Genomic DNA, 19,977 nt, shown 5'->3' on the forward strand with positions numbered 1-19,977 from the left:
GGCTACAGGGCGCGCTCGTAGCGCCACGCCTCCATGCCGTCCTCGTAATAGTCGGGCCGCACCGCGAAGCGGGTGTAGCCCCGGCGCTCGTAGAGCCGGATCCCGGCGCCGTTATCGGCCCGGACCTCGAGCCGCAGGCGGTCGCAGCCCCGGGCGCGCGCCCGGGCCTCCGCGGCGTCGAGGAGCTTGCCGCCGAGCCCGAGGCCGCCGCGGTTCGGCGCCACGGCGATCGAGGCGAGGCGGGCGATCCGGGTGTTGCGCCGCCGCTCCAGCACCGCGGCGCCGACCAGCACGGGGGTGGGGTCCCCGTCCGGCGGGTCGATCAGCGCGGCCAGCACGTCCATGGTGGGCGACAGGATCGCGTGGCGGATCGCCCGGCGCTCGGCCCGGTCGGTGGCGAAGGCGGCGTGTTCCAGGGCGACGAGGGCGTCGAGATCGGCGAGCGTGGCGGTGCGGATCGCCGGCTCGGGGAGCCCGGCGCCGACCGGGTTGCGGAGAGGGGCGCTCACGCCCGCGCCGTCGCGATGGAACTGCCCGGCCCGCCCATCGATCAACCACTCGCCCGCATACGCCGCCCCGCCGTCAGATGCCCGCTTCCGCCGCGCTTGGGAAGCCCGTCCGGGCACCCGGAATGCGCTGTTTTTGCAACGGCCGGCCCCGGGTGTGGATGGCAGGTGAAAAACCCAGTCCCTCTGGTTGTATCGCCCTTGCCGGCCAGGGGCATTCCCCATATATGCGCCCTGCCCAATTTCGCACGTGCCTGTGGCCGCGTGTCGGTTGGTGGGCATCCGGTCAACTGCCGGACAGCCGCCAGGGGTCTTAAAGGATCGATGGTCGCAAGGGTGGATCCCTACGGCCGGCATCCAGGTGGCGACACCGGACCCCGACAACAACCGGCAGCCGGAGGCGAAACCGGCGAACCCCGCTCTCCACGGGGGACGCAGCTTAAAGCAACGACGAACGGGCTTTTTTGGTCTCGTCGGCCCTCCACAGGCCGACACCGAAGAGGCTTGTTTCTCTTTGCCCGGCGTGCGGTGGGGGTCCTCCCTTCCAATCCACGGCAGCTTCCGGGTGCTCTGCGCCCGCACGGACGCACGCGTCTCCAACACGCGTGGGCCCGCGCGACGCATCGCCCCCTGACGCCGACGGCCGGTTCTGGCCGTCACATTCGCTCGACAGCGCGCCCCGCGGTGGGCGCTCGCGAACCCGTGTCTGGGAGACGACTATGACCGACCGCATCCGTGACTACCTGCGCGTGCGCCGCGACCTCGGTCAGGACGAGGGCCCCGTGATGGTCCTCGATCTCGACGTCGTGCGCGACAACTACACCGCCTTCGCGCGCTCCCTGCCGGATACCCGCGTGTTCTACGCCGTGAAGGCGAACCCGGCTCCGGAGGTCCTGCGCCTGCTCGCCGAGATGGGCTCGTGCTTCGACACGGCGTCGGTCGCCGAGATGGAAATGGTGCTGGCCGCCGGCGCCACCGCCGACCGGATCTCCTTCGGCAACACCATCAAGAAGGAGCGCTGCATCGGCCGCGCCCTCGCGCTCGGCATCCGCCTGTTCGCGGTCGATTGCCAGGTCGAGGTCGAGAAGATCGCCCGGGCCGCCGCGGCGATTGGCGTGCCGACCGGTGAGATCCGGGTGTTCTGCCGCATCCTGTGCGACGGCGCGGGCGCCGACTGGCCGCTCTCGCGCAAGTTCGGCTGCGTGCCCGAGATGGCCGCGGACGTGCTGGAGCACGCCCATCGCCAGGGGCTCGAAGCCTACGGCATCTCGTTCCATGTCGGCTCGCAGCAGGGCAACACCGAGGCCTGGGACGGGGCGCTCGGCTCCGCGGCCGCGGTGTTCCGCGAGTGCGCGGAGCGCGGCATCGGCCTGTCGATGGTCAATCTCGGCGGCGGCTTCCCGACCCAGTACCTGAAGGCGGTGCCGGGCGTGGAGAGCTACGGCGAGGCGATCTTCCGGGGGCTGACCAAGCATTTCGGCAACCGGATCCCCGAGACGATCATCGAGCCGGGCCGCGGCATGGTCGGCAATGCCGGCCTGATCGAGGCTGAAGTTGTTCTTGTGTCGCGCAAGTCCGCGGATGCCGACGAGGTCCGATGGGTCTACCTCGACATCGGCAAGTTCGGCGGGCTGGCCGAGACCATGGACGAGGCGATCCGCTACCCGATCCGCACCGCGCGGGACGGGGAGGCGACCGAGCCCTGCGTCATCGCCGGCCCGACCTGCGACTCGGTGGACGTGCTCTACGAGCGGCAGCTCTACCCGCTGCCGGTCTCGCTCTCGATCGGCGACAAGGTGCTGATCGAGGGCGCGGGCGCCTACACCACCACCTATGCGGCCGTGGCCTTCAACGGCTTCCCGCCGCTTCAGCAGATCGTGATCTGATTTTTTCGGACTGAGACTGGGTCCGTTTGAAGGGCAGCGGCGTTGCTGCCCCTGCAAGCGGTGCAAAGCCATCCGGTGACGCCACGGCGACGACGGCCGAGCGGCTCCGGGGCGCTTTGCTCTGCGCGCGATGACGGCGCGGGCGACCCCGCCGGACGCTGAGCTTTACCAAAGCCTCGACCGAGGGCGCCCGGCTCCCGGTCGAAAAAAATCGCTTCTCCCGCATGTCGGCCCGGGGAGGGCACAGCCATGATCGAGATCCGCGCGGAGCACCTGCACGACATCCCGGCGCGCGAGCGCCTGCTCGACGCGTGTTTTCCTGGCAATCGCCGTGCCAAGACTTCGGAGCGCCTGCGCGAGGGCCGTCTTCCGGCGCGGGGCCTCGCCTTCACGGCGACCCGGCGCGGCCGCCTCGTCGGCACGCTGCGGCTCTGGCACGTCGAGACCGGCGATGCGCGCCCGGCGCTGCTGCTCGGCCCGCTCGCGGTCGATCCGGCGATCCAGGGCCAGGGGCTCGGCTCGGTGATGATGCAGGCGGCCCTCGGCCGGGCCGAATCGCTCGGCCACGGCGCCGTGCTGCTGGTCGGCGACGCGCCCTACTACGCCCGGTTCGGCTTCGACCGGGCGCTCGCCGAGGGCCTGACCCTGCCGGGGCCGTTCGAGCGCGCGCGCTTCCTCGGGCTGGAACTGCGCGCGGGCGCGCTGGCGGGCGCCGAGGGGCTGGTCCGGGCGACCGGTGTGCTGTCGCCGGTCGAGGCGGTGGCGGACGAGGCGCAGGTCGCGCGACGACGCGCTGCCTGAGCGGGGTCATCTTTGACCGGGGGCACCGGGTTTCCAAAGGGCTGAAGCCCTTTGGCGGGTGCTCAGGGTGGAACCCTGAGATCGGGCGGAGCCCGACACCGGACGAAGTCCGGCACCGGACGAAGTCCGGCACCGGACGAAGTCCGGCACCGGACGAAGTCCGGCACCAGGGCTCTGCCCTGGATCCGCGAAAGGGCGAGCCCTTTCGAAACCCGAACTCGGGACGACGTCCACCGTCCTGGCCGGCCTCATGCATTGCGCCGGATGGTCGCGATCCCGCATAGACGGTCCGCCGGCCACCGGAGAAGGTTGCTCGACCGATGCAGATCGCCACGCCCTACCTGATGTTCCTGGGCGACGTGCCCGACACGCTGGCGGCCAAGACCGCCTACGGGATCAAGGATTGGCGCCCAGACTGGTGCGTCGGCCAGATGCGCCTGCCGGGCTGCGCCGCCGATCTCGGCATCCCCGACATGACCCTGCCGGAGGCCCTGGCGAAGGGCTGCCGGACCCTGGTGATCGGCGTGGTCAACGCTGGCGGCGTTCTGCCCGAGCACTGGGTGAAGGAGATCGTGGCGGCGATCGAGGCAGGGCTCGACGTGGCGAGCGGCCTGCACGTCAAGCTCGGCGCGGTGCCGGCCATCGCGGAGGCCGCCGCCCGGCGGGGCCGCCAGCTCCACGACGTCCGCCACACCGACGCGCGCTTCCCCACCGGCAAGGGCACCAAGCGGACCGGGCGGCGCCTGCTCACCGTGGGCACCGATTGCTCCGTCGGCAAGAAGTACACCGTGCTGGCCCTGGAGCGGGCCATGCGCGCCCGGGGCCTCGATGCCGATTTCTGCGCCACCGGCCAGACCGGCGTGTTCATCTCCGGCAAGGGCGTCGCGATCGACGCCGTGGTGGCCGACTTCATCTCCGGCGCCGTCGAGACGATCTCGCCCGACGCCGCCCCGAACCACTGGGACCTGATCGAGGGCCAGGGCTCGCTCTTCCACCCGTCCTTCGCGGGCGTGAGCCTCGGCCTGCTGCACGGCGCCCAGGCCGACGCCTTCGTGGTCTGCCACGAGCCGACCCGCACCAATATGCGCGGCGTGAAACACCCCCTGCCGACGATCCGCCAGGTGATCGACCTCACCGTCCAACTCGGCAGCCTGACCAACCCGGCGATCAAGCCCGTCGGCATCGCGATCAACACCCAGGCCCTCGCCGAGGGCGAGGCCCGGACCTATCTGGACAAGGTCGGGGCCGGGCACGGCCTGCCCGCCACCGACCCGGTGCGCTTCGGCATCGACGGGGTGGTGGACCGGATCGTCGCCGACTTCCCGGGGGTCTGACATGACCCGCCGCCTGACGCTGACCGTCGAGCGCTTCCCGATCGCGGGGGCCTTCACGATCTCCCGCGGCAGCCGCACGGAGATCGCCGTGGTGGTGGCCACCATCACGAATGCGAACGGGGTCGGGCGTGGCGAATGCGTGCCCTATCCGCGCTACGGTGAGAGCGTCGAGAGCGTCAGCGCCCTGATCGAGGGGCAGGCGGAGGCGATCGCGGCCGGGATCGGGCGCGACGAACTCATGACCCGCATGAAGGCCGGGGCGGCGCGCAACGCCCTCGATTGCGCGCTGTTCGACCTTGAAGCCAAGCTCCAGGGCCGCCCGGCCTGGGCTATCGCCGGGCTTCCCGAACCCCGGCCAGCCATCACCGCCTACACGCTGAGCCTCGGCACGCCGGAGAGCATGGAGGAGGCCGCCCGCAAGGCGGCGCATCGTCCGCTCCTGAAGGTGAAGCTCGGTGGGGCGGGTGACCCGGAGCGCATCGCCGCCGTGCGGGCGGGGGCGCCCGAGGCGCGGCTGATCGTCGATGCCAACGAGGCGTGGCGGCCGGAGACGGTCGAAGCCAATCTGGAAGCCTGCCTGAAGGCCGGCGTCGCTCTGATCGAGCAGCCGCTGCCGGCCGGCGCCGACGCCCTGCTCGCCGAGATCCCGCATCCGGTCCCGGTCTGCGCCGACGAGAGCCTGCATGACCGCGCCGGGCTCGACGCGCTGGCCGGGCGCTACGACGCGATCAACATCAAGCTCGACAAGACGGGCGGCCTGACCGAGGCGGTGCTGCTCGCCCGGGAGGCGAAGGCGCGGGGGCTGTCGATCATGGTCGGCTGCATGCTGGGCACGTCGCTCGGCATGGCGCCGGCCGCGCTGCTGGCGAACGACGCCGATTTCGTCGATCTCGACGGGCCGCTGCTGCTCGCCCGCGACCGCGACACGCCGCTGCGCTACGAGGGAAGCCTGATGTATCCGCCCGCGCCGGAGCTCTGGGGATAGGATTCGCTCCACCTGTCACCCGCTGGGCGTCACAGCGGCTTTGGGATTAGGTATACCAGAAGGCTTGCCTTCCTGTCGTACCGCTGCCATCCATCGCTCGTGCGATTGGGGTCATGGCGTGGACGCGCTGTTCCCAGCAGCCAGACAACACACAGCAAGTCTAAAATGCTGGGGAGGAACGACGTGGCCAAGAACATCCTGATCCTGGGGGCCTCCTACGGCTCGCTCCTGGGCACCAAGCTCCTGATGGCCGGTCACAACGTGACCCTGGTCTGCCGCCGGAAGACCGCCGACCTCATCAACCGCGAGGGCACCGAGGTCCGCATCAAGCTCCGCGACGAGAAGGAGCACCGGGCGATCCATTCCCGCGACCTGCCCGGCAAGGTCGACGCCATGCCGCCGGAGGACGTCGACGTGTCGCGCTACGACCTCGTCGGCCTCGCCATGCAGGAGCCGCAATACAACAACCACACGATCCGCGTGCTGATGATCAAGATCGCGGCGGCGAAGCTGCCCTGCCTGTCGATCATGAACATGCCGCCGCTGCCCTACCTCAAGCGGATCCCGGCGCTGGCCGCCATGGACCTTGAGGACGCCTACACCAATGCCGGCGTCTGGGACCGGTTCGAGCCGGGGCTGGTGTCGCTCTGCTCGCCCGACCCGCAGGCCTTCCGGCCGCCGGAGGAGGAGGCCAATGTCCTCCATGTCGGCCTGCCGACGAACTTCAAGGCCGCGACCTTCGCGGATGAGGCGCATAACCGCCTGCTCCGGCAACTGGAGGCCGATATCGACGCCGTGCGCCTCGACGGGCACGACGTGCCGGTGAAGCTCAAGGTGTTCGATTCGCTGTTCGTGCCGCTGGCCAAGTGGTCGATGCTGCTGACCGGCAATTACCGCTGCATCACGCCCGGCGAGCCCCAATCGATCCACGATGCCGTGCACGGCGATCTCGCCCGCTCGCGGGCGATCTACGAGCATGTCGACGGGATCGCCCGGAAGCTCGGCGCCGACCCGGCCGATCAGGTGCCGTTCGAGAAATACGCCAAGGCGGCCGAGAGCCTGCTGAAGCCCTCCTCGGCGGCGCGCGCGGTGGCGAACGGGGCTCCCTATATCGAGCGCGTCGACCTGCTGGTGAAGCTGATCGCGCATCAGCTCGGCGCGCCGAATGCCGAGATCGACCGCACGGTCGAGACGGTTGATCGGAAGCTCGACGAGCGCATCATCGAGGGCTGAGGCGCGCGGCGCCCCGGCTGTCCTGCCCGGGATGGCGTTCTGCCATCCCCGTCTGCAACCTTGGTGATCAGACGCGGACGATGGGGTCGCGAGAGCCGCGCGCCGTGAGCCTCCGGATCAGGCGACGCGGACCGTGGCGAGGAAGCGGGCGACCTCGACGCCGAGATGCTCGGATTGCCGCGACAGTTCGGAGGCCGCCGACAGCACCTGAGAGGCTGCGGCCCCGGTCTTCTCCGAGGACTGCGCAACGCCAGAGATGTTGCCGGTCACCTCGTTGGTCCCTGCCGAGGCCTGGGTCACGTTGCGCACGATCTCCTGAGTCGCCGCCCCCTGCTGCTCCACCGCGGCCGCGATCGAGGTCGCCACGCCGTCGATCTCCCGGATGCGGCCGGTGATGCCGCTGATCGCCGTCACCGCCTGTGCGGTGACCGCCTGGACCTCACCGATCTGCCGGACGATTTCCTCGGTCGCCCTGGTGGTCTGCTCGGCCAGGCTCTTCACCTCGGCCGCCACCACCGCGAAGCCGCGCCCTGCCGCGCCGGCACGGGCGGACTCGATCGTGGCATTGAGCGCCAGCAGGTTGGTCTGGCCCGCGATCCCTGAGATCATGCCGACCATGTCGCCGATCCGGGCGGCGTTCTGGCTGAGGGCCTGGACGAGGGCCGCCGTCTGATCGGCTTCGCCCACCGCGGCCTGGGCGAGGCTGGCCGAGCCGGTCACCTGCCGCCCAATCTCCCGGACTGAGGCGCCGAGCTCCTCGGCGGCGGCCGCGACGGTGTTGACGTTGGTGGCGGCTTCTTCCGCGGCTGCCGCCACGGTTGTGGACTGACTGGCCGTCTCGGTCGCCGCGGCCGTCATGGTCTGAGCCGTGACTTCCAGTTCGGCCGCCGCGGACGAGACCATGCCGACGATCCCCCCGACGGCCTGCTCGAACGTGTCCGCCAACCGGATCATGGCATTCTTGCGCTCTGCCTCGGCGGCCGCACGAAGCGTTGTCGCTTCGCGCTCCAGCATGGCGTTGCGGATCAGCTGATCCTTGAAGATCTGGATCGCGGCCGACATCCTTCCGATCTCGTCACGGCGCTCGCGATAGGCGATTTCGACGTTCACATCGTCATTCGATAATTTTGATAGCGTCTGGGTAATATGACGGATCGGTTTGAACAGCCGTCGTTGCAGGAGAACGATGCCACAAGCGATCAGGATCAGGACGGCCAAAAACGTGCCGGCGCTCCCAATGAAGGTCGCTTCCGCTCTGTGGCTGTGATCTTTCGCGACGTGCACCACGGCATTCATCGATATCGTGGAGACGTTGGTGATGGAATTGATTGCGGGAATCAGCATCTGCAGCCAGGATGAAAATTCCATGGCCGGCATTCTGTCCGATCTAATGTCCGTGATAATGCGATTCTGGAGGTCGGAGAATTCCTTTCCAAAATAGGCATTGGTCGCGAATGCGACGGCCTTCTTGACCGTTTCGGGCAATCCGTCCGAGGCGGCGGTTTGATGTGTCAGATCCCAATACGATTTCGTCTGGCCCTGGATAAAGATGATCCTGTCCTTTTGCGCCTGATCGAGCCATTTGCCGCTGGTATAGGTTCCGTGAGCGATCTCCCAGACAGAGCCGCCGATGCTGCGGGTCTGCCAAGCCAACTGCTTGATCTGGGTCAGGCGCGCCACAACCGGGTCGGAATCACTGATCGCGCGATCAAAGGCGCTCGACAAAGCGTCGAGCGATGCCATCAGGTTCGTTCCAGCCGACAATATGGCCTGGCCCGCCGCAAGGTCACGCTGTTCGCGCGATAAAGAATAATTCTTGTCCAGTTCCCGGCGACTCTTTTTCAAGTCATCGTAGTTTTTTAAGAAGTCATTTGCCAGTTTCAGCTGTCCCGGGTCCTTTATGTCCTTTAACAATGCCTGCGCTTGATTGAACCCTGCATCCACGGTCTGGCGGTTCTGATCGACAGAGCGTCGCGCACTCTCGAAGGCCTTTCCATCTAGGACAAGCACGTTGGGACTATCCGCCCGCTCCGAAAGAAGGCCCTTTTGCACCGTCAGAAGCCCATCCTCTATCTCTGCGTAGAGTTCGACCATCTGAAAATTGTTATACGCGTCCCAGGCCGAGATGGCGGAACTCAGGCTGTATATTGCCGCGACAGAACTTATCGATACGATGACACCGACTGTGATGGTGCGGATGGATCGCATTATCGCGTCCATAATCTTCGTATTGAGTGGTTTATATGCATCATTTATCGTCATAAAATCCTCGTCACGCAATTTTGTCCCAAGCAATCGATCAATTTTTGTCGGGATAACGATGCTGGCAACCTATCCCTGTTGGAGATAGTCGACAAGTGATGACGTCGCGAACGGGATGCGCCGGCGCGCCCGTTGGATTTATTCTTGTGATCGCTCCATCTATGCTTGGCGATGATGCGCCCCGAAGGGTTGGCGAGTAAGGGCGCGCGGCCGACAGGAGCGGATGACTCTGTTCGACACAGCGGAGCCGATAGAGCGGCTGCTGGCGCCCGTTGTAGAACTGAAGCGACAGCCAGGTGTCTGAGCGAGCAGGGAGCCTGACGCCGGGCGATCAGCTTGACCACCCCAGTCGGACATCGAAGCAGGTGATTCGAGCCGATATGGCCATCGCCCACCGCCGCGCCGTCTGTAGCCAATGTTGGACGCCGCCGGCAAACGGTCCCGACCTGGATCGACCGGCCGGCGCCCGAGACTCCCCCTGCGCGCGGAAACGCTCAGCGGCTCTTCGATCACGCTGCCAAATCTAAAAAATGCCGGCCCTGCCGGTCGTCGATCTCGATGATCCAGAGATCGGAATCGAACCGGATCTCCTTGGTCAGGCGCTCCTCGACGTCGAGCGGGCTGCCGCCGGTGACGATCGCGGCGAAGCGGCGGTCGCCGCTCTCCTCGGCCTCGAACAGGGCCTGCGGCGCGGGTCCGTAGAGGTCGGCGCTGCCGTCGAGGCGATCGACCTTCACGAAGATCGCGCCCGCCTCCGCAGCCCCGCGTCGGCGCAGCACCGCCGGGATGCCCGCGACGTCGAGGCGGCGCAGATGGGCCGAGACCCAGAAATCGGAACGCAGGCGCATGCGGACGGGCCTCCCGAGAAACCCGACCGGGATGCGCGAACGGCGAGGCCGTAGCAACCCGGCGCGGCCGGCGGGCCGGGCCGAATCCTAACCGTGGCCTGCCCGGGCCATCAGGGCGCGCAGGGTCCGGCCCGCGGCCTCGCCGGTCACCGGCAGCTTGGCGCTGCGCTCGAACTTCTCGATCGCCGCGCGGGTGCCCGGACCCATGGCGCCGTCGGGCTTGACCGGATAGCCGAGCTTCGAGAGCGCCTTCTGGGCCCGCAGGACCGGATCGGACTCCGCCTCCGGCTTCTTGGAAGACCCCTTCGCGGTCTCCTTGGCGGTCTCCTTGGCGGCCGGCTTCGCCGCGAGCCGGACCGGCGAGGCCTTCGGAGTGACCGAGGCGGTGGTCTCGTCGGCGCGGATCAGCTCGCCGATCGTGTCGCGGGCCGCCGGCTTGGCGGGGGCGGCCTGCGGCGGTTCGGAGCGGACCGGATCCCGCGCGATCTCGCGCACCGGCTCCCGGGCCGCCTCCCGCACCGCCGGGGTGGCCTCGCGCGCGGGCGGCGGCTTCTGGGCGAGCTTGGGCAGGATCGGGGCCGGATGGCGGTGGGTCTGGTAGCCGAGGGCGTTGACGCAGATGAAGCCCGCCGCACCCAGGCCCACGAGGCTGCCGAGGACGGTGCCGGGGCTGTTGCGGCAGGTGGTGCCCGTGGCCCTCAGCGCACCGGCGAGGACGGAGCGCCAGTCCCCCTGAACCGCGCTGCGCCGCGCGGTCGGGCGGCGCGCCCGGCCGGCTTCGCCCGGTACGGTGATCTCGCGGTAGCCTGACATCCTGTCTCCTTCCGGGAAATCTCGCCGAAAAATCCTGCCGGGGATCTTCGGCTCAGCCCGTGCGGCGCAGCATCGAGACCGGCTCGGCGCCCGGCTCCGCGTCGAACAGGCCGAGCGGCAGGCGCACGACCCGGCGCGGCGCGGGGGCACCCCGCACGGCGGTGTGGATCGGGGCGGGGCCGCAGGCGGCCTCCGGCGACCGGCACTGACGGGGCAGCGTCACCGTCACGACCGTGCCGGCCTGCGGCGCGCTCTCGATCCGCAGCGCGCCGCCATGCAGCCCGACCAGCCCCTGCACCACCGAGAGGCCGAGCCCGGTCCCCTCGTGCTGGCGCTTGTAGTCGCCGGCCCCGGCCTGGAAGAACGGCGTGCCGAGCTTCGCCAGATCCGCCGCGCCGATCCCGCAGCCGGTATCGGCGATGACGATGTCGAGGCCCTCGACGCCGCGGCGCAGGGACAGGTCGACCCGGCCGCCGCGCGGCGTGAACTTCACGGCGTTCGAGACGAGGTTGATCAGGATCTGCCGGCAGGCGCCGGGATCGGCGGTGATCTCGACCGGGCCAGAAGCGGAAACCGCCAGGGTGACGCCCGCGGCCTCGGCCCGGAGACGCATCAGGTCGCAGCAGGAGCGGAGCAGGCCCGCGATGTCGAAGACCTCCGGCGCGTAATCGAAATTGCCGCTCTGGATCCGGCTCATGTCGAGGAGCGTGTTGACCACGCCGAGCAGGTGGTGGCCGGAGGCGCCGATGATCCCGGCATAGTCCCGCGCCTGATCCGCGCTGAGGCTCGGGGCGCCTTCGCCGGCCAGCACCTCGGAGAAGCCGATGATCGCGTTGAGCGGCGTGCGCAGCTCGTGGGTGACGTTGGCCAGGAACCGGCCCTTGATGGCGTCGGCCCGCTCGGCCTCGGCGCGGGCGCGCTCCAGCTCCTCGGCGTGGCGGTAATGCTCGGTCATGTCGCGGGTCACCGCCACGACCGCGGTGGCGTCGTGGGGGCCGTGCGCGATCCGGTGGGCGCGCATCTCGGCGTGGATCAGGCGCGCGCCGTCGGCCCGGCCGGCCTCGACGTGCAGGCGCAGCGGCAGGGTGGCGGGACGCCCGGTCGCCGCGACGTCGCTCACCGCCTTCAGGAAGGCCGGACGGTCGGCCACGTGGACCCGCTCCAGCAGGCCGTGGCCGTGCAGGCGCTCGGGATCGCTGCCCAGCAGCCGGGTCGCCGACACGGAGGCGTCCACGACGCGGCCGTTGCGGTCGTGCCAGGTCACGAGATCGTCGATCGCCGAGAGCAGCAGCCGGTCCCGGGCCTCGTTGTCGCGCAGCCGCGCGCGCCACGCGCCCTCATTGCGCCTGTGCTCCAGGGCCTGGGCGGCGACGTGGCCGATCGCCGTGAGTGCGAAGGCCGGCAGGGCGATGCTGGCGGAGATGTCCATCACCGGCAGGGCGGCCGCGAAGGCGCCGAGGCCGGCCACCGCCAGCACGCCGAGGACCGCCATGGCGGCCGCCGCCAGGGTCGCGCGCAGCGAGCCGGAGATCAGCGCCTCCACGGGGATCGCCACCAGCCAGACTGCGGCCGGAGAGGTAACGCCCCCCGTGACGCTCGCCAGCGCGATCACCACGCCGGTCAGGCCCGCGGAGGAGACCGCATGGGCGAGCCAGAGCGATCCGGTCCGGACGAGCAGCACCGCGGCGAAGACCGGCAGCAGGAGGCTCGCGATCGCCAGCACCTCGATGCCCGAGGGCACGCCGCGCCAGAGCAGGTAGGGCGGCAGCCCGACCATCATCACGGCGCCCGTGGCGAGGCGCGACACCAGGAAGCGCTGATGGCGGCTCCGGATGGCCGCGTCGTCGGCCGCGGAGGCGTGAATCAGCCCCGCGAGACGGTCGTCGATCAAGGAAGTCAGGACTTTTTTAATGGGCAAGGCTGGCACACGCCGCGAGTACGCGTTTCCGCATCCCTCGCGCCTCCGGTTCGACTTTCGAACGACTTCCGGACGGTCGCAGAGGCGGCTTAAACGAGTGTTGCGCGACTGGTCAGAACGATCAGGATGCTTTCCGCAAGGTAACCAACGGCGTTCGGATAAGCTTCGTTCACCATCGCGCGCGAAAGCCCGGAGCGGTTGAGGCCCGGTTCACGAAACCCGTCGAAATCTCGGCGTCGCCATCGTCCCGGACGGCAGCCCCGGCCGCGGGACGATGCGGCCCACACCGAGCGGAGACGACGAACCATGACCGTCCTGCTGCGCGCCGCGCTGGTGATCGGCGTGCTCTCGTATCTCGCGTTGATGCGCGGCGGCGCGGATCCGGCCGCGGAGGCCCGCAAGCTCACGGGGTCGCTGCCGAGCGCCTCTGCGGTGCTGCCGGCGGCCCTGGAGGCCGTTCCGCCCGAGACCCGCGAGCGCGCCGCCCGGGCGGTGCTGGCCCGCGGCCTGCTGGCGGAGCTGAGCCGCCGGGCCGGTGAGACCCGGACTCCGGCCGATACACCTTCGATCGACACCCTGGAGGCGGCCGACCGGCAGCCGGCCTGGCGGGGCGTCGAGCCCCGCTGACGGCGCTCCGTCAGCCGGCCTCCGCCTTGGAGGCCGGGCGGGTCCGCGCCGGCAGGGACGTGCGCTGAGCACCGTTCTGGCGCAGCTTGGCCTCCGGGCCGTGAAGCGGCTGATGCGCCTCGCCGCGCCCGCGCTCGGCGAGCGGCCGGTCGAGGATCGCCGCCACGAGATCCCGCGCCGCCGGGCGGCTCACCGTGCGGAACAGGCGGACGAGGTCGGCCACGCGCTCGGCCGAGCGGGCCACCCCCTGGTTGAGGGTGAGGAAGATGTAGACCGCCTCCTCCTCGTGCAGGCCGGCCGCGCGCAGGCCGAGGGTGAGGAGGTCGTAGCGGGCGCCCGGATCGGCGACCACGGCGAGGAAATCGTGGGGCAGGCCGAGCCCGTCGGCCAAAGCCGTCACGAAGGCGGCGACGTCGTGCGCGGCCGAGAGCCGGGTCAGGGATTCGCCGAGGTCGCGGGGCGGGGGCGGGCAGGGGCGCAGGGCGGCGGTCGCCTCCACGCTCCGGCCGATCACCGCGCGGCGTATCGGATCCGCGTGCAGGTAGAGGGGCACGAGGTCGGCGGCGGAGACGTCGGGACGGACCAGGAGCAGACGGGCGAGTTCCGCGTCGCCCCGGCCGCGGCCGACGAGCCGGGCGAGCGTCGCGCCGCGCAGGGTGATGCCGAGATTGGCGGCGAGCGCCCGGTCGATCTCGGGGCGCCCCTCGCGGGAGAGTTCGTCCGCTGCCTCGCGGCTGAGCCCGGTGCGGGCGGCGATGCGGTCGGCGATGTCGGACCCGTCGGCGAGCGCGGCGTCGATCAGCCTGCGGCTCAGCGTGGGCGCGAGTTCCACCACGGCGTCGCGGGCGCCGCCGCCGCGCAGCGCGAGGGCTTCCAGGATCGCCGGCGGCGTCTCGGGGCAGGGGGCGAGCTTCCGGGCGACCACCCGGGCCGTCTCCTCGTCCACCGTGGGGATCAGGCCGCAGGCCAGGGATTCGAAGATTTCGGTCTCGGCCCGGTCGCGGCCCGGCGCCCGAACGAACAGATCGGTCTGGACCCGCAGGATCACGGGCTTCAGATCGAGATTCTCGATGCGTGAGAGTTCGAGGAGCCCGGACAGGTCCGGCGGAGCATCGACGGATGGGGGCATGGACGATCGGTTTACGCAGGACTGCAGTAAGCTCACGCTAACCGCATCGACGTGAATCGACCTTTAAGACGCCCCCCGCGGGACCGTGCCGTCCTGCATCATCGGGGTCCCGCGCGGCCGTTCGCCCGCCTCAATGCGTCAGCCAGAGGCCGCCGCCGAGCACCACCGCCGCGAAGAGGATGAAGCCGACGAAGACCGGCAGGACCCAGGGCTGCCGCTGGTGGACGTAGCCGGCCTTCGTCTTCTCCGAGGGGGCCCGCTCGTTCTGGCGGGCGAGCCGGACCTCCTGCGAGGTCGGCGGCGTCCCGCCCGCCTCCTCGCAGGTCCCGAGCGGCGCCGCCCCGACATCCATGTGGGGGGTCTTGTCGGCGGTGCGGCCGCTGTCGATGTCGCCCTTGAGCTGCGCCGAGGTCGGCGTCTCCGAATCCGGTGGCGTATCGGCCGGCAGGTTGGCGGGCGGCGGCGGGGTTTCGGATCGCAGGGTCATGAACGGGGCTCCAGCTTGATTCGGTCAACGCCTGGAAACGCCGTCGGCTGCGGTCAGGTTGTCGCGGGTCTTACGGTTCGCCGGATCCGCGCTTGAGCAAGGGACGTTCGTAGAGCTCCGTCGCACCGGCGAAGCCCGCCGCGGCACAGAAGGCGCGCAGGGCGGCCTGCTCCGGGCCGACGCGCAGGACCAGCCGGTCGCACCCGGCCTGGCGCGCCGCCCGCCCGGCCGCCTTCAGCAGAACCCGACCGATGCCCCGGCGCCGGGACTCGGCCGCGACCACGAGGGTCGTGATCAGGCCGAAGGGCCGCGGCGCATCGAGGGTGCGGACGGGGCTGAGGGCGATGAGGCCGCTCGGCGGTCCCCATTCCACGGCGACGAGGACGGTGCCGCCGTCCCGCTGCAGGCCTTCGAGCCGGGAGGCCATGTCTGCCGCACCGACTGGCGCACCGGTCTCGCTCACGAGGGTCGCGAGGCCGGCGGCGTCGGAGCCCGCAGCCGTCCGGATCTCCAGCCCATACCGATTGCCCAAGGCGCACTCCTGACCGACAGCCGGGCGTCCCCGAGCGGTCGCCCCTCAGACCCGGCGCCAGCCCGGCTGCGACGGGTCGACCAGCCGGTAGTTGACCGGTGCCATGCCGCATATGGCGATGATTGCGGGCTCCGTCCCGTCGCGAACGACGCCGTCATAATGCGGCGTCCCCGCGACCCGCCGGACGAAGCTGCCGGCCTTCACGGGCAGGCAGGCGGCCGGGTCGAAATCCGCCCCGCTGTTGCACCACCACGTGCCCGACAGGACCATGCAGAACCGGTCCGACGTATAGGTGTGCGGCGCGCTCATGTAGCCCGGCCACCAGCGGATCAGGGTATAGTAGAGGCCGGTGCCGTTGAGGTCCCCGGTGAGATTGCACCGGTCGACGCTGCGCTCCGGATAATCCTTCGACGGCATCCAGGGCAGCGCCTCGGGGGCGCGGACGATGGTCTGCTCCGGGTTGAGCGGGCTGCCCTCGGCGGCGTTCGCCAGGAGAAGCGGAAGCGTGCCGAGGAGCGAGGCCGCCAGCAGGTCGCGCCGGCTCGCCTCCGGCCGGGTGTGCGTGTCCGTCATCGCGGGTTCCATCCCTGGTGCCGACGGCCTGCCCGGCGGCATCCGGTCATGCAACGCCGATAGCCCGGTTTCTCTCCCGGAGCGGAGCCCTGCGATGTTTCGAACGGCGGAGCGCATGGGGCCGGAGCCGCATTGCCGCGCAGGATCGCCGGGGACACGCAGCATGGCAGATCAGGTGCGGGATCGATCCCCGGACGGGCGGGACGACCGGGATCGGCCGGAAACCGAGCAGCCGAAGCAGCCCTGCACGATGTTCCGCGTCGTGCGGAGGACTCAAGTCGTGGTTTCGAAAGGTCGAGATCTTTCGCGGGTTCTCAGGGCGGAGCCCTGGTCAAGATCTCAGGGCTCCGCCCTGAGAACCCGCCAAAGGGCTGAAGCCCTTTGGAAACCCAAGATCCCCGGTCAACCAGGTTTCCAGCACCCGGGCCCATGCGCCGAACCGTCTGCGGCCCGGCGGGGCGCCCGGATGGGCGCGCTCAGGCGTTTTCCTTGGCCTTGCGCGGGCGGCTCGCACGCTTCGGCTTCTCGGCGACGTCCTCGACCGGCTCCTCGACGGCCGCGGACTTGCGGCGCTGCTGGCCAAGGCCCAGGCTGCGGGCAAGTTCGGAGCGCTGCGCGGAATAGCTCGCCGCCGTCGACGGGTAGTCCCGCGGCAGCCCGAAGCGCTCGCGATACTGCTCGATCGTCAGGCCGTTGCGCGAGAGATGGCGCTTGAGCGTCTTGTAGGGCTTGCCGTCGATGAAGGAAATCAGCGCGTCGGGGGTCACCGACTTGCGGATCTGGGCCGGCGTCGGCTTGTCGGCCGCCTCGGTGACGGCCGCCGCGGGAGCGGACAGCTTGGCGAGCGCGGCGTGGACGCCGGCGAGCAGGCCGGGCAACTCGCTGATCGGCACCGAATTGTTCGAGACATACGCGGAGACGATGTCCGAGGCCTGCTCGATAAAGGTCTGCTGCTGTTCAGGGGCGTTGTCGTCCATGGATGGTTCCCTCTATGCGGTGGTGGAGAGACGGTTCTAACGTCTCTGCAGCAAAATCAAGTCGTCGTCGAGGATTTCCCTACACAACCCGGCGGTCGTTAACACGCATATTATTCAAGCGCTCCGTCGAGCTGAAATCGTTGCCCGAGAAACCCGATTGGCGGGACGGCCGGTTTCAGGAGATCCAGCCCGCCGCCGCCGTGCCGCCTCGCCTCCGGCCCGGGGCAAGCCGGTCGCTGCGCTTACGAAGATCGGTTCTCCGTCTGACGAGATCCGCGAAATCTCGCGACGCATCCTATGGCGCTATGGTTGTGTACGCCGGGGCATTGCGAAGATCTCACCGCGGTTCCCGGGTGGGGCACGACGGGGGGCACGGCATGGCGCGGTCCACGCCCGGGTTCGGCGCGGCCGGAAAGCCGGAATGGGACCGGTTCGAGGGACCGGCGGCCGAGAAGAGCTTGGGGCTGGACGAGGCCTGCGCCATAAGGGGATTCGCAGGACGAAACCGGGATGGTGGACGTGGATCAGGACTGGGAGCCGGGCACCGTCTTCGGCGCGCACATCCCCTTCGTGCAGGCCTGCGGGATCGAGGCGCTGGACGTGCGCGACGGGCGAACGCGGCTGCGGCTCGTCCTGCGTCCGGATCATGCCAACAATCTCGGCATTGCCCATGGGGGCGTGCTCTGCACCCTGCTCGACGTCGCCCTCGGCACGGCGGCGCGCCTCAGCGCTGGGCGGCCCGTGGTGACCCTCGACATGCAGACCCGGTTCCTGAATCCCGGACGCGGCGTCCTGCTCGCGGAGGGGCGCGTGACCCGGGCCGGGCGCTCGGTGATCTTCTGCGAGGCCGAGATCCGCGACGCCGACGGGGCGCCGGTGGCGAGCGCCACCGGGCTGCTCAAGCCGGTGGGCGAGCGATCCGCGGATTAGCGACGCGCCCCGTCACGACCGAATTGACGGCGGCCCGGCGGGGTGGGAAAGCCTCGGGCATGACGATGCCGGACGACGCGCGCGCAGCCCTGGCTGCGCCTCCCTCCGAGGCCGATGTCACGGCCATGAAATCCGAGGCCGCCGCGTGGTTCGCGACCCTGCGCGACCGCATTCTCGCGGCCTTCGAGGCCCTGGAGGCCGAGGCCGAGGGTCCGTTCCACCCGGATGCGCCCGACGGGCCGGGCACCTTCGTGAAGACGCCCTGGAACCGCACCGACCATACCGGCCGGCCCGGCGGCGGCGGGGTCATGGCGATGCTCAAGGGGCGCGTGTTCGAGAAGGCCGGCGTCCACATCTCGACCGTGCACGGCGAGTTCGCCCCCGAGTTCCGCGCGCAGATGCCGGGTGCCGCCGAGGATCCGCGCTTCTTCGCCACCGGCATCTCGCTGATCGCCCATCCCTGGAACCCGCACGTGCCGACCGTGCACATGAACACCCGCTTCGTCGCCACGACCCGGGCGTGGTTCGGCGGCGGGGCCGACCTCACCCCCGTGCTCGACCGGCGCCGCACGCAGGACGACCCGGACAGCCGCCATTTCCACGCCTGCCTGGAGCGGGCCTGCGCGGCCCACGGCGTCGACTATGCGCGCTACAAGGCGTGGTGCGACGAATACTTCCACCTCAAGCATCGGAACGAGCCGCGCGGCATCGGTGGCATCTTCTACGATTATCGCTGGACCGGCGATCCCCAGGCCGACCTCGCCTTCACGCGCGACGTGGGGCAGGCCTTCCTGGAGGCGTATCCGAAAATCGTCCGCGACAATCTCGGCGCGGCCTGGACCGAGGCCGACCGGTTCGAGCAGCAGGTGCGGCGCGGGCGCTACGTCGAGTTCAACCTGCTCTACGACCGGGGCACGATCTTCGGCCTGAAGACCGGCGGCAACGTCGCCTCGATCCTGTCGTCGATGCCGCCCACCGTGCGCTGGCCGTGACGGGGCTGTCGTGAGCGCAGGGCTCCCCTCGGCCTACGCCCCCCAGCAGGATGCGGCGCTCAAGGCGATCGCCGCGTGGCGGCGGGACGGCGGATCCCAGGTGTTTCGCCTGTTCGGCTATGCCGGCACCGGCAAGACCACGCTCGCCCGGCGGATCGCCGAGGATGTCGACGGCACGGTGGTGTATGGCGCCTTCACCGGCAAGGCCGCCTCGGTGATGCGCCAGAAGGGCTGCTACGACGCCGCCACGATCCACTCGCTGATCTACCGCACCAAGGAGGCGGAGGAGGGCGGGCCGACCTTCACGCTGAACCGGTCGGGCCCGGCCGCCAAGGCGGACCTGATCATCATCGACGAGTGCTCGATGGTCGATTCCGACCTCGGCAACGACCTCCTGTCGTTCGAGCGGCCGGTGCTGGTGCTGGGCGATCCCGCGCAATTGCCGCCGGTGCGCGGCGGCGGCTTCTTCACCGAGGCCGAGCCCGACGTGATGCTCACCGAGGTCCACCGGCAGGCCAAGGACGACCCGATCGTCCGCATGGCGATGACGATCCGCGAGGGCGGCCGGCTGGAACTCGGCACCTACGGTCAGAGCCGGGTCGTCTCGCGCCGCGCCCTCGACCCGGCCGAGGTGCTGGAATGCGATCAGGTTCTGGTCGGGCTGAACAAGACGCGCCGGCTCTACAACGCCCGCCTCCGGGAACTCGCCGGCCATACCGATCCGATGCCGGCGATCGGCGAGAAGCTGGTCTGCCTGCGCAACGACCGGGTGAAGGGCCTGCTCAACGGCTCGACCTGGACGGTCCAGGCCCTGCGCGCGCCGCCGCGGCCCGACCTGATCCGCCTCGACGTGGTGCCGGAGGACGACCCGGCGCTGCGTCGGAAGCCCACCGACATCAAGGTGCTGCGCGCGATGATCGCCGGCTCCGACGAGGAGATCCCGCTGTTCCTGCGCCGGGAGACCGACGAGTTCACCTACGGCTACGCGCTGACCGTGCACAAGGCGCAGGGCTCGCAATGGGACCGGGTGACGCTGTTCGACGAATCCTATGCCTTCCGCGAGCACCGGGCGCGCTGGCTCTACACTGGCCTGACCCGTGCCGCCCAGGCGATCACCGTGGTGGTCTGAGCGCCCGACCGTCAG

General features: G+C 70.0%; 19 protein-coding genes. 9 read left to right on the forward strand and 10 right to left on the reverse strand.

All coding sequences use genetic code 11. The features are described 5' to 3' along the window. Positions 1-2: 2 nt before the first annotated feature. Positions 3-509 (reverse strand): N-acetyltransferase, encoded by a 507-nt coding sequence (locus FVE89_RS00310; RefSeq protein ID WP_160532276.1) that lies wholly within the window; start codon positions 507-509, stop codon positions 3-5. Positions 510-1,225: 716 nt separating this feature from the next. Between FVE89_RS00310 and FVE89_RS00315 the strand changes: the two genes are divergently transcribed. The 5 genes from FVE89_RS00315 (at position 1,226) to FVE89_RS00335 (ending at position 6,745) form a co-directional block, all read left to right on the forward strand. Then, a complete protein-coding gene (locus tag FVE89_RS00315) occupies positions 1,226-2,392 on the forward strand; it encodes a type III PLP-dependent enzyme (RefSeq protein WP_160532277.1) in 1,167 nt (388 codons plus the stop codon). Positions 2,393-2,641: 249 nt separating this feature from the next. After that, on the forward strand, positions 2,642-3,193 hold the full coding sequence (locus FVE89_RS00320) for an N-acetyltransferase (RefSeq protein ID WP_160532278.1): 552 nt from the start codon (positions 2,642-2,644) through the stop codon (positions 3,191-3,193). A 320-nt stretch (positions 3,194-3,513) separates the two neighbouring features. Further along, the gene (gene dgcN, locus FVE89_RS00325; protein WP_160532279.1) at positions 3,514-4,527 is read left to right on the forward strand and encodes an N-acetyltransferase DgcN; all 1,014 of its coding nucleotides are present in this window, start codon (positions 3,514-3,516) and stop codon (positions 4,525-4,527) included. A 1-nt stretch (position 4,528) separates the two neighbouring features. Beyond that, the gene (gene dgcA, locus FVE89_RS00330) at positions 4,529-5,512 is read left to right on the forward strand and encodes an N-acetyl-D-Glu racemase DgcA (protein ID WP_160532280.1); all 984 of its coding nucleotides are present in this window, start codon (positions 4,529-4,531) and stop codon (positions 5,510-5,512) included. Positions 5,513-5,695: 183 nt separating this feature from the next. After that, positions 5,696-6,745, forward strand: a complete 1,050-nt coding sequence (locus FVE89_RS00335; RefSeq protein WP_160532281.1) for a 2-dehydropantoate 2-reductase N-terminal domain-containing protein — start codon at positions 5,696-5,698, stop codon at positions 6,743-6,745. Between the two features lie 117 nt (positions 6,746-6,862). Here FVE89_RS00335 and FVE89_RS30800 read toward each other — a convergent pair whose 3' ends face one another. The 4 genes from FVE89_RS30800 to FVE89_RS00355 all read right to left on the reverse strand — a co-directional run bounded on the left by FVE89_RS30800 (position 6,863) and on the right by FVE89_RS00355 (position 12,595). Then, on the reverse strand, positions 6,863-9,025 hold the full coding sequence (locus tag FVE89_RS30800; protein WP_246730427.1) for a HAMP domain-containing methyl-accepting chemotaxis protein: 2,163 nt from the start codon (positions 9,023-9,025) through the stop codon (positions 6,863-6,865). A 491-nt stretch (positions 9,026-9,516) separates the two neighbouring features. Beyond that, entirely contained in the window at positions 9,517-9,855 is a 339-nt protein-coding gene (locus FVE89_RS00345) for a DUF1491 family protein (RefSeq protein WP_160532283.1), read from the reverse strand. An 87-nt stretch (positions 9,856-9,942) separates the two neighbouring features. Beyond that, positions 9,943-10,668: a peptidoglycan-binding domain-containing protein gene (locus FVE89_RS00350; RefSeq protein ID WP_160532284.1), complete on the reverse strand. Its 726-nt coding sequence runs from the start codon at positions 10,666-10,668 to the stop codon at positions 9,943-9,945. A 52-nt stretch (positions 10,669-10,720) separates the two neighbouring features. Further along, the gene (locus tag FVE89_RS00355) at positions 10,721-12,595 is read right to left on the reverse strand and encodes a PAS domain-containing sensor histidine kinase (RefSeq protein ID WP_160532285.1); all 1,875 of its coding nucleotides are present in this window, start codon (positions 12,593-12,595) and stop codon (positions 10,721-10,723) included. Positions 12,596-12,892: 297 nt separating this feature from the next. Between FVE89_RS00355 and FVE89_RS00360 the strand changes: the two genes are divergently transcribed. After that, positions 12,893-13,213: a hypothetical protein gene (locus FVE89_RS00360; protein ID WP_160532286.1), complete on the forward strand. Its 321-nt coding sequence runs from the start codon at positions 12,893-12,895 to the stop codon at positions 13,211-13,213. 10 nt (positions 13,214-13,223) lie between these two features. Here FVE89_RS00360 and FVE89_RS00365 read toward each other — a convergent pair whose 3' ends face one another. The 5 genes from FVE89_RS00365 to FVE89_RS00385 form a co-directional block, all read right to left on the reverse strand. Then, positions 13,224-14,342 (reverse strand): DUF2336 domain-containing protein, encoded by a 1,119-nt coding sequence (locus FVE89_RS00365; protein WP_160532287.1) that lies wholly within the window; start codon positions 14,340-14,342, stop codon positions 13,224-13,226. A 130-nt stretch (positions 14,343-14,472) separates the two neighbouring features. Continuing rightward, a complete protein-coding gene (locus FVE89_RS00370) occupies positions 14,473-14,829 on the reverse strand; it encodes a hypothetical protein (RefSeq protein ID WP_160532288.1) in 357 nt (118 codons plus the stop codon). Positions 14,830-14,899: 70 nt separating this feature from the next. Further along, positions 14,900-15,361 carry a GNAT family N-acetyltransferase gene (locus FVE89_RS00375; protein ID WP_160532289.1) on the reverse strand — a complete coding sequence of 154 codons (462 nt, stop codon included), beginning with the start codon at positions 15,359-15,361 and terminating at the stop codon, positions 14,900-14,902. 45 nt (positions 15,362-15,406) lie between these two features. After that, complete coding sequence (locus FVE89_RS00380; protein ID WP_160532290.1) at positions 15,407-15,934, reverse strand: hypothetical protein; 528 nt, start codon at positions 15,932-15,934, stop codon at positions 15,407-15,409. Positions 15,935-16,410: 476 nt separating this feature from the next. Next, positions 16,411-16,911: a MucR family transcriptional regulator gene (locus tag FVE89_RS00385; protein ID WP_160532291.1), complete on the reverse strand. Its 501-nt coding sequence runs from the start codon at positions 16,909-16,911 to the stop codon at positions 16,411-16,413. Positions 16,912-17,430: 519 nt separating this feature from the next. Here FVE89_RS00385 and FVE89_RS00390 point away from each other — a divergent pair. The 3 genes from FVE89_RS00390 to FVE89_RS00400 are packed head-to-tail and all read left to right on the forward strand — an operon-like array spanning position 17,431 to position 19,962. Next, positions 17,431-17,841: a PaaI family thioesterase gene (locus FVE89_RS00390; protein WP_342390076.1), complete on the forward strand. Its 411-nt coding sequence runs from the start codon at positions 17,431-17,433 to the stop codon at positions 17,839-17,841. Positions 17,842-17,900: 59 nt separating this feature from the next. Then, complete coding sequence (gene hemF / locus FVE89_RS00395; protein WP_160532293.1) at positions 17,901-18,833, forward strand: oxygen-dependent coproporphyrinogen oxidase; 933 nt, start codon at positions 17,901-17,903, stop codon at positions 18,831-18,833. 10 nt (positions 18,834-18,843) lie between these two features. Further along, positions 18,844-19,962: an ATP-dependent RecD-like DNA helicase gene (locus FVE89_RS00400; protein ID WP_160532294.1), complete on the forward strand. Its 1,119-nt coding sequence runs from the start codon at positions 18,844-18,846 to the stop codon at positions 19,960-19,962. The last annotated feature ends 15 nt before the right edge of the window (positions 19,963-19,977 follow it).

Source organism: Methylobacterium sp. 2A (assembly GCF_009806555.1).
Taxonomy (GTDB): domain Bacteria; phylum Pseudomonadota; class Alphaproteobacteria; order Rhizobiales; family Beijerinckiaceae; genus Methylobacterium.

What these genes read in the sequence shown, in the direction of transcription:
- FVE89_RS00315 (WP_160532277.1), top strand. Translation starts at nt 1,226, where the DNA reads ATGACCGACCGCATCCGTGACTACCTGCGCGTGCGCCGCGACCTCGGT.
- FVE89_RS00320 (WP_160532278.1), top strand. Translation starts at nt 2,642, where the DNA reads ATGATCGAGATCCGCGCGGAGCACCTGCACGACATCCCGGCGCGCGAG.
- dgcN (WP_160532279.1), top strand. Translation starts at nt 3,514, where the DNA reads ATGCAGATCGCCACGCCCTACCTGATGTTCCTGGGCGACGTGCCCGAC.
- dgcA (WP_160532280.1), top strand. Translation starts at nt 4,529, where the DNA reads ATGACCCGCCGCCTGACGCTGACCGTCGAGCGCTTCCCGATCGCGGGG.
- FVE89_RS00345 (WP_160532283.1), bottom strand. Translation starts at nt 9,855, where the DNA reads ATGCGCCTGCGTTCCGATTTCTGGGTCTCGGCCCATCTGCGCCGCCTC.
- FVE89_RS00350 (WP_160532284.1), bottom strand. Translation starts at nt 10,668, where the DNA reads ATGTCAGGCTACCGCGAGATCACCGTACCGGGCGAAGCCGGCCGGGCG.
- FVE89_RS00360 (WP_160532286.1), top strand. Translation starts at nt 12,893, where the DNA reads ATGACCGTCCTGCTGCGCGCCGCGCTGGTGATCGGCGTGCTCTCGTAT.
- FVE89_RS00365 (WP_160532287.1), bottom strand. Translation starts at nt 14,342, where the DNA reads ATGCCCCCATCCGTCGATGCTCCGCCGGACCTGTCCGGGCTCCTCGAA.
- FVE89_RS00370 (WP_160532288.1), bottom strand. Translation starts at nt 14,829, where the DNA reads ATGACCCTGCGATCCGAAACCCCGCCGCCGCCCGCCAACCTGCCGGCC.
- FVE89_RS00380 (WP_160532290.1), bottom strand. Translation starts at nt 15,934, where the DNA reads ATGACGGACACGCACACCCGGCCGGAGGCGAGCCGGCGCGACCTGCTG.
- FVE89_RS00385 (WP_160532291.1), bottom strand. Translation starts at nt 16,911, where the DNA reads ATGGACGACAACGCCCCTGAACAGCAGCAGACCTTTATCGAGCAGGCC.
- hemF (WP_160532293.1), top strand. Translation starts at nt 17,901, where the DNA reads ATGACGATGCCGGACGACGCGCGCGCAGCCCTGGCTGCGCCTCCCTCC.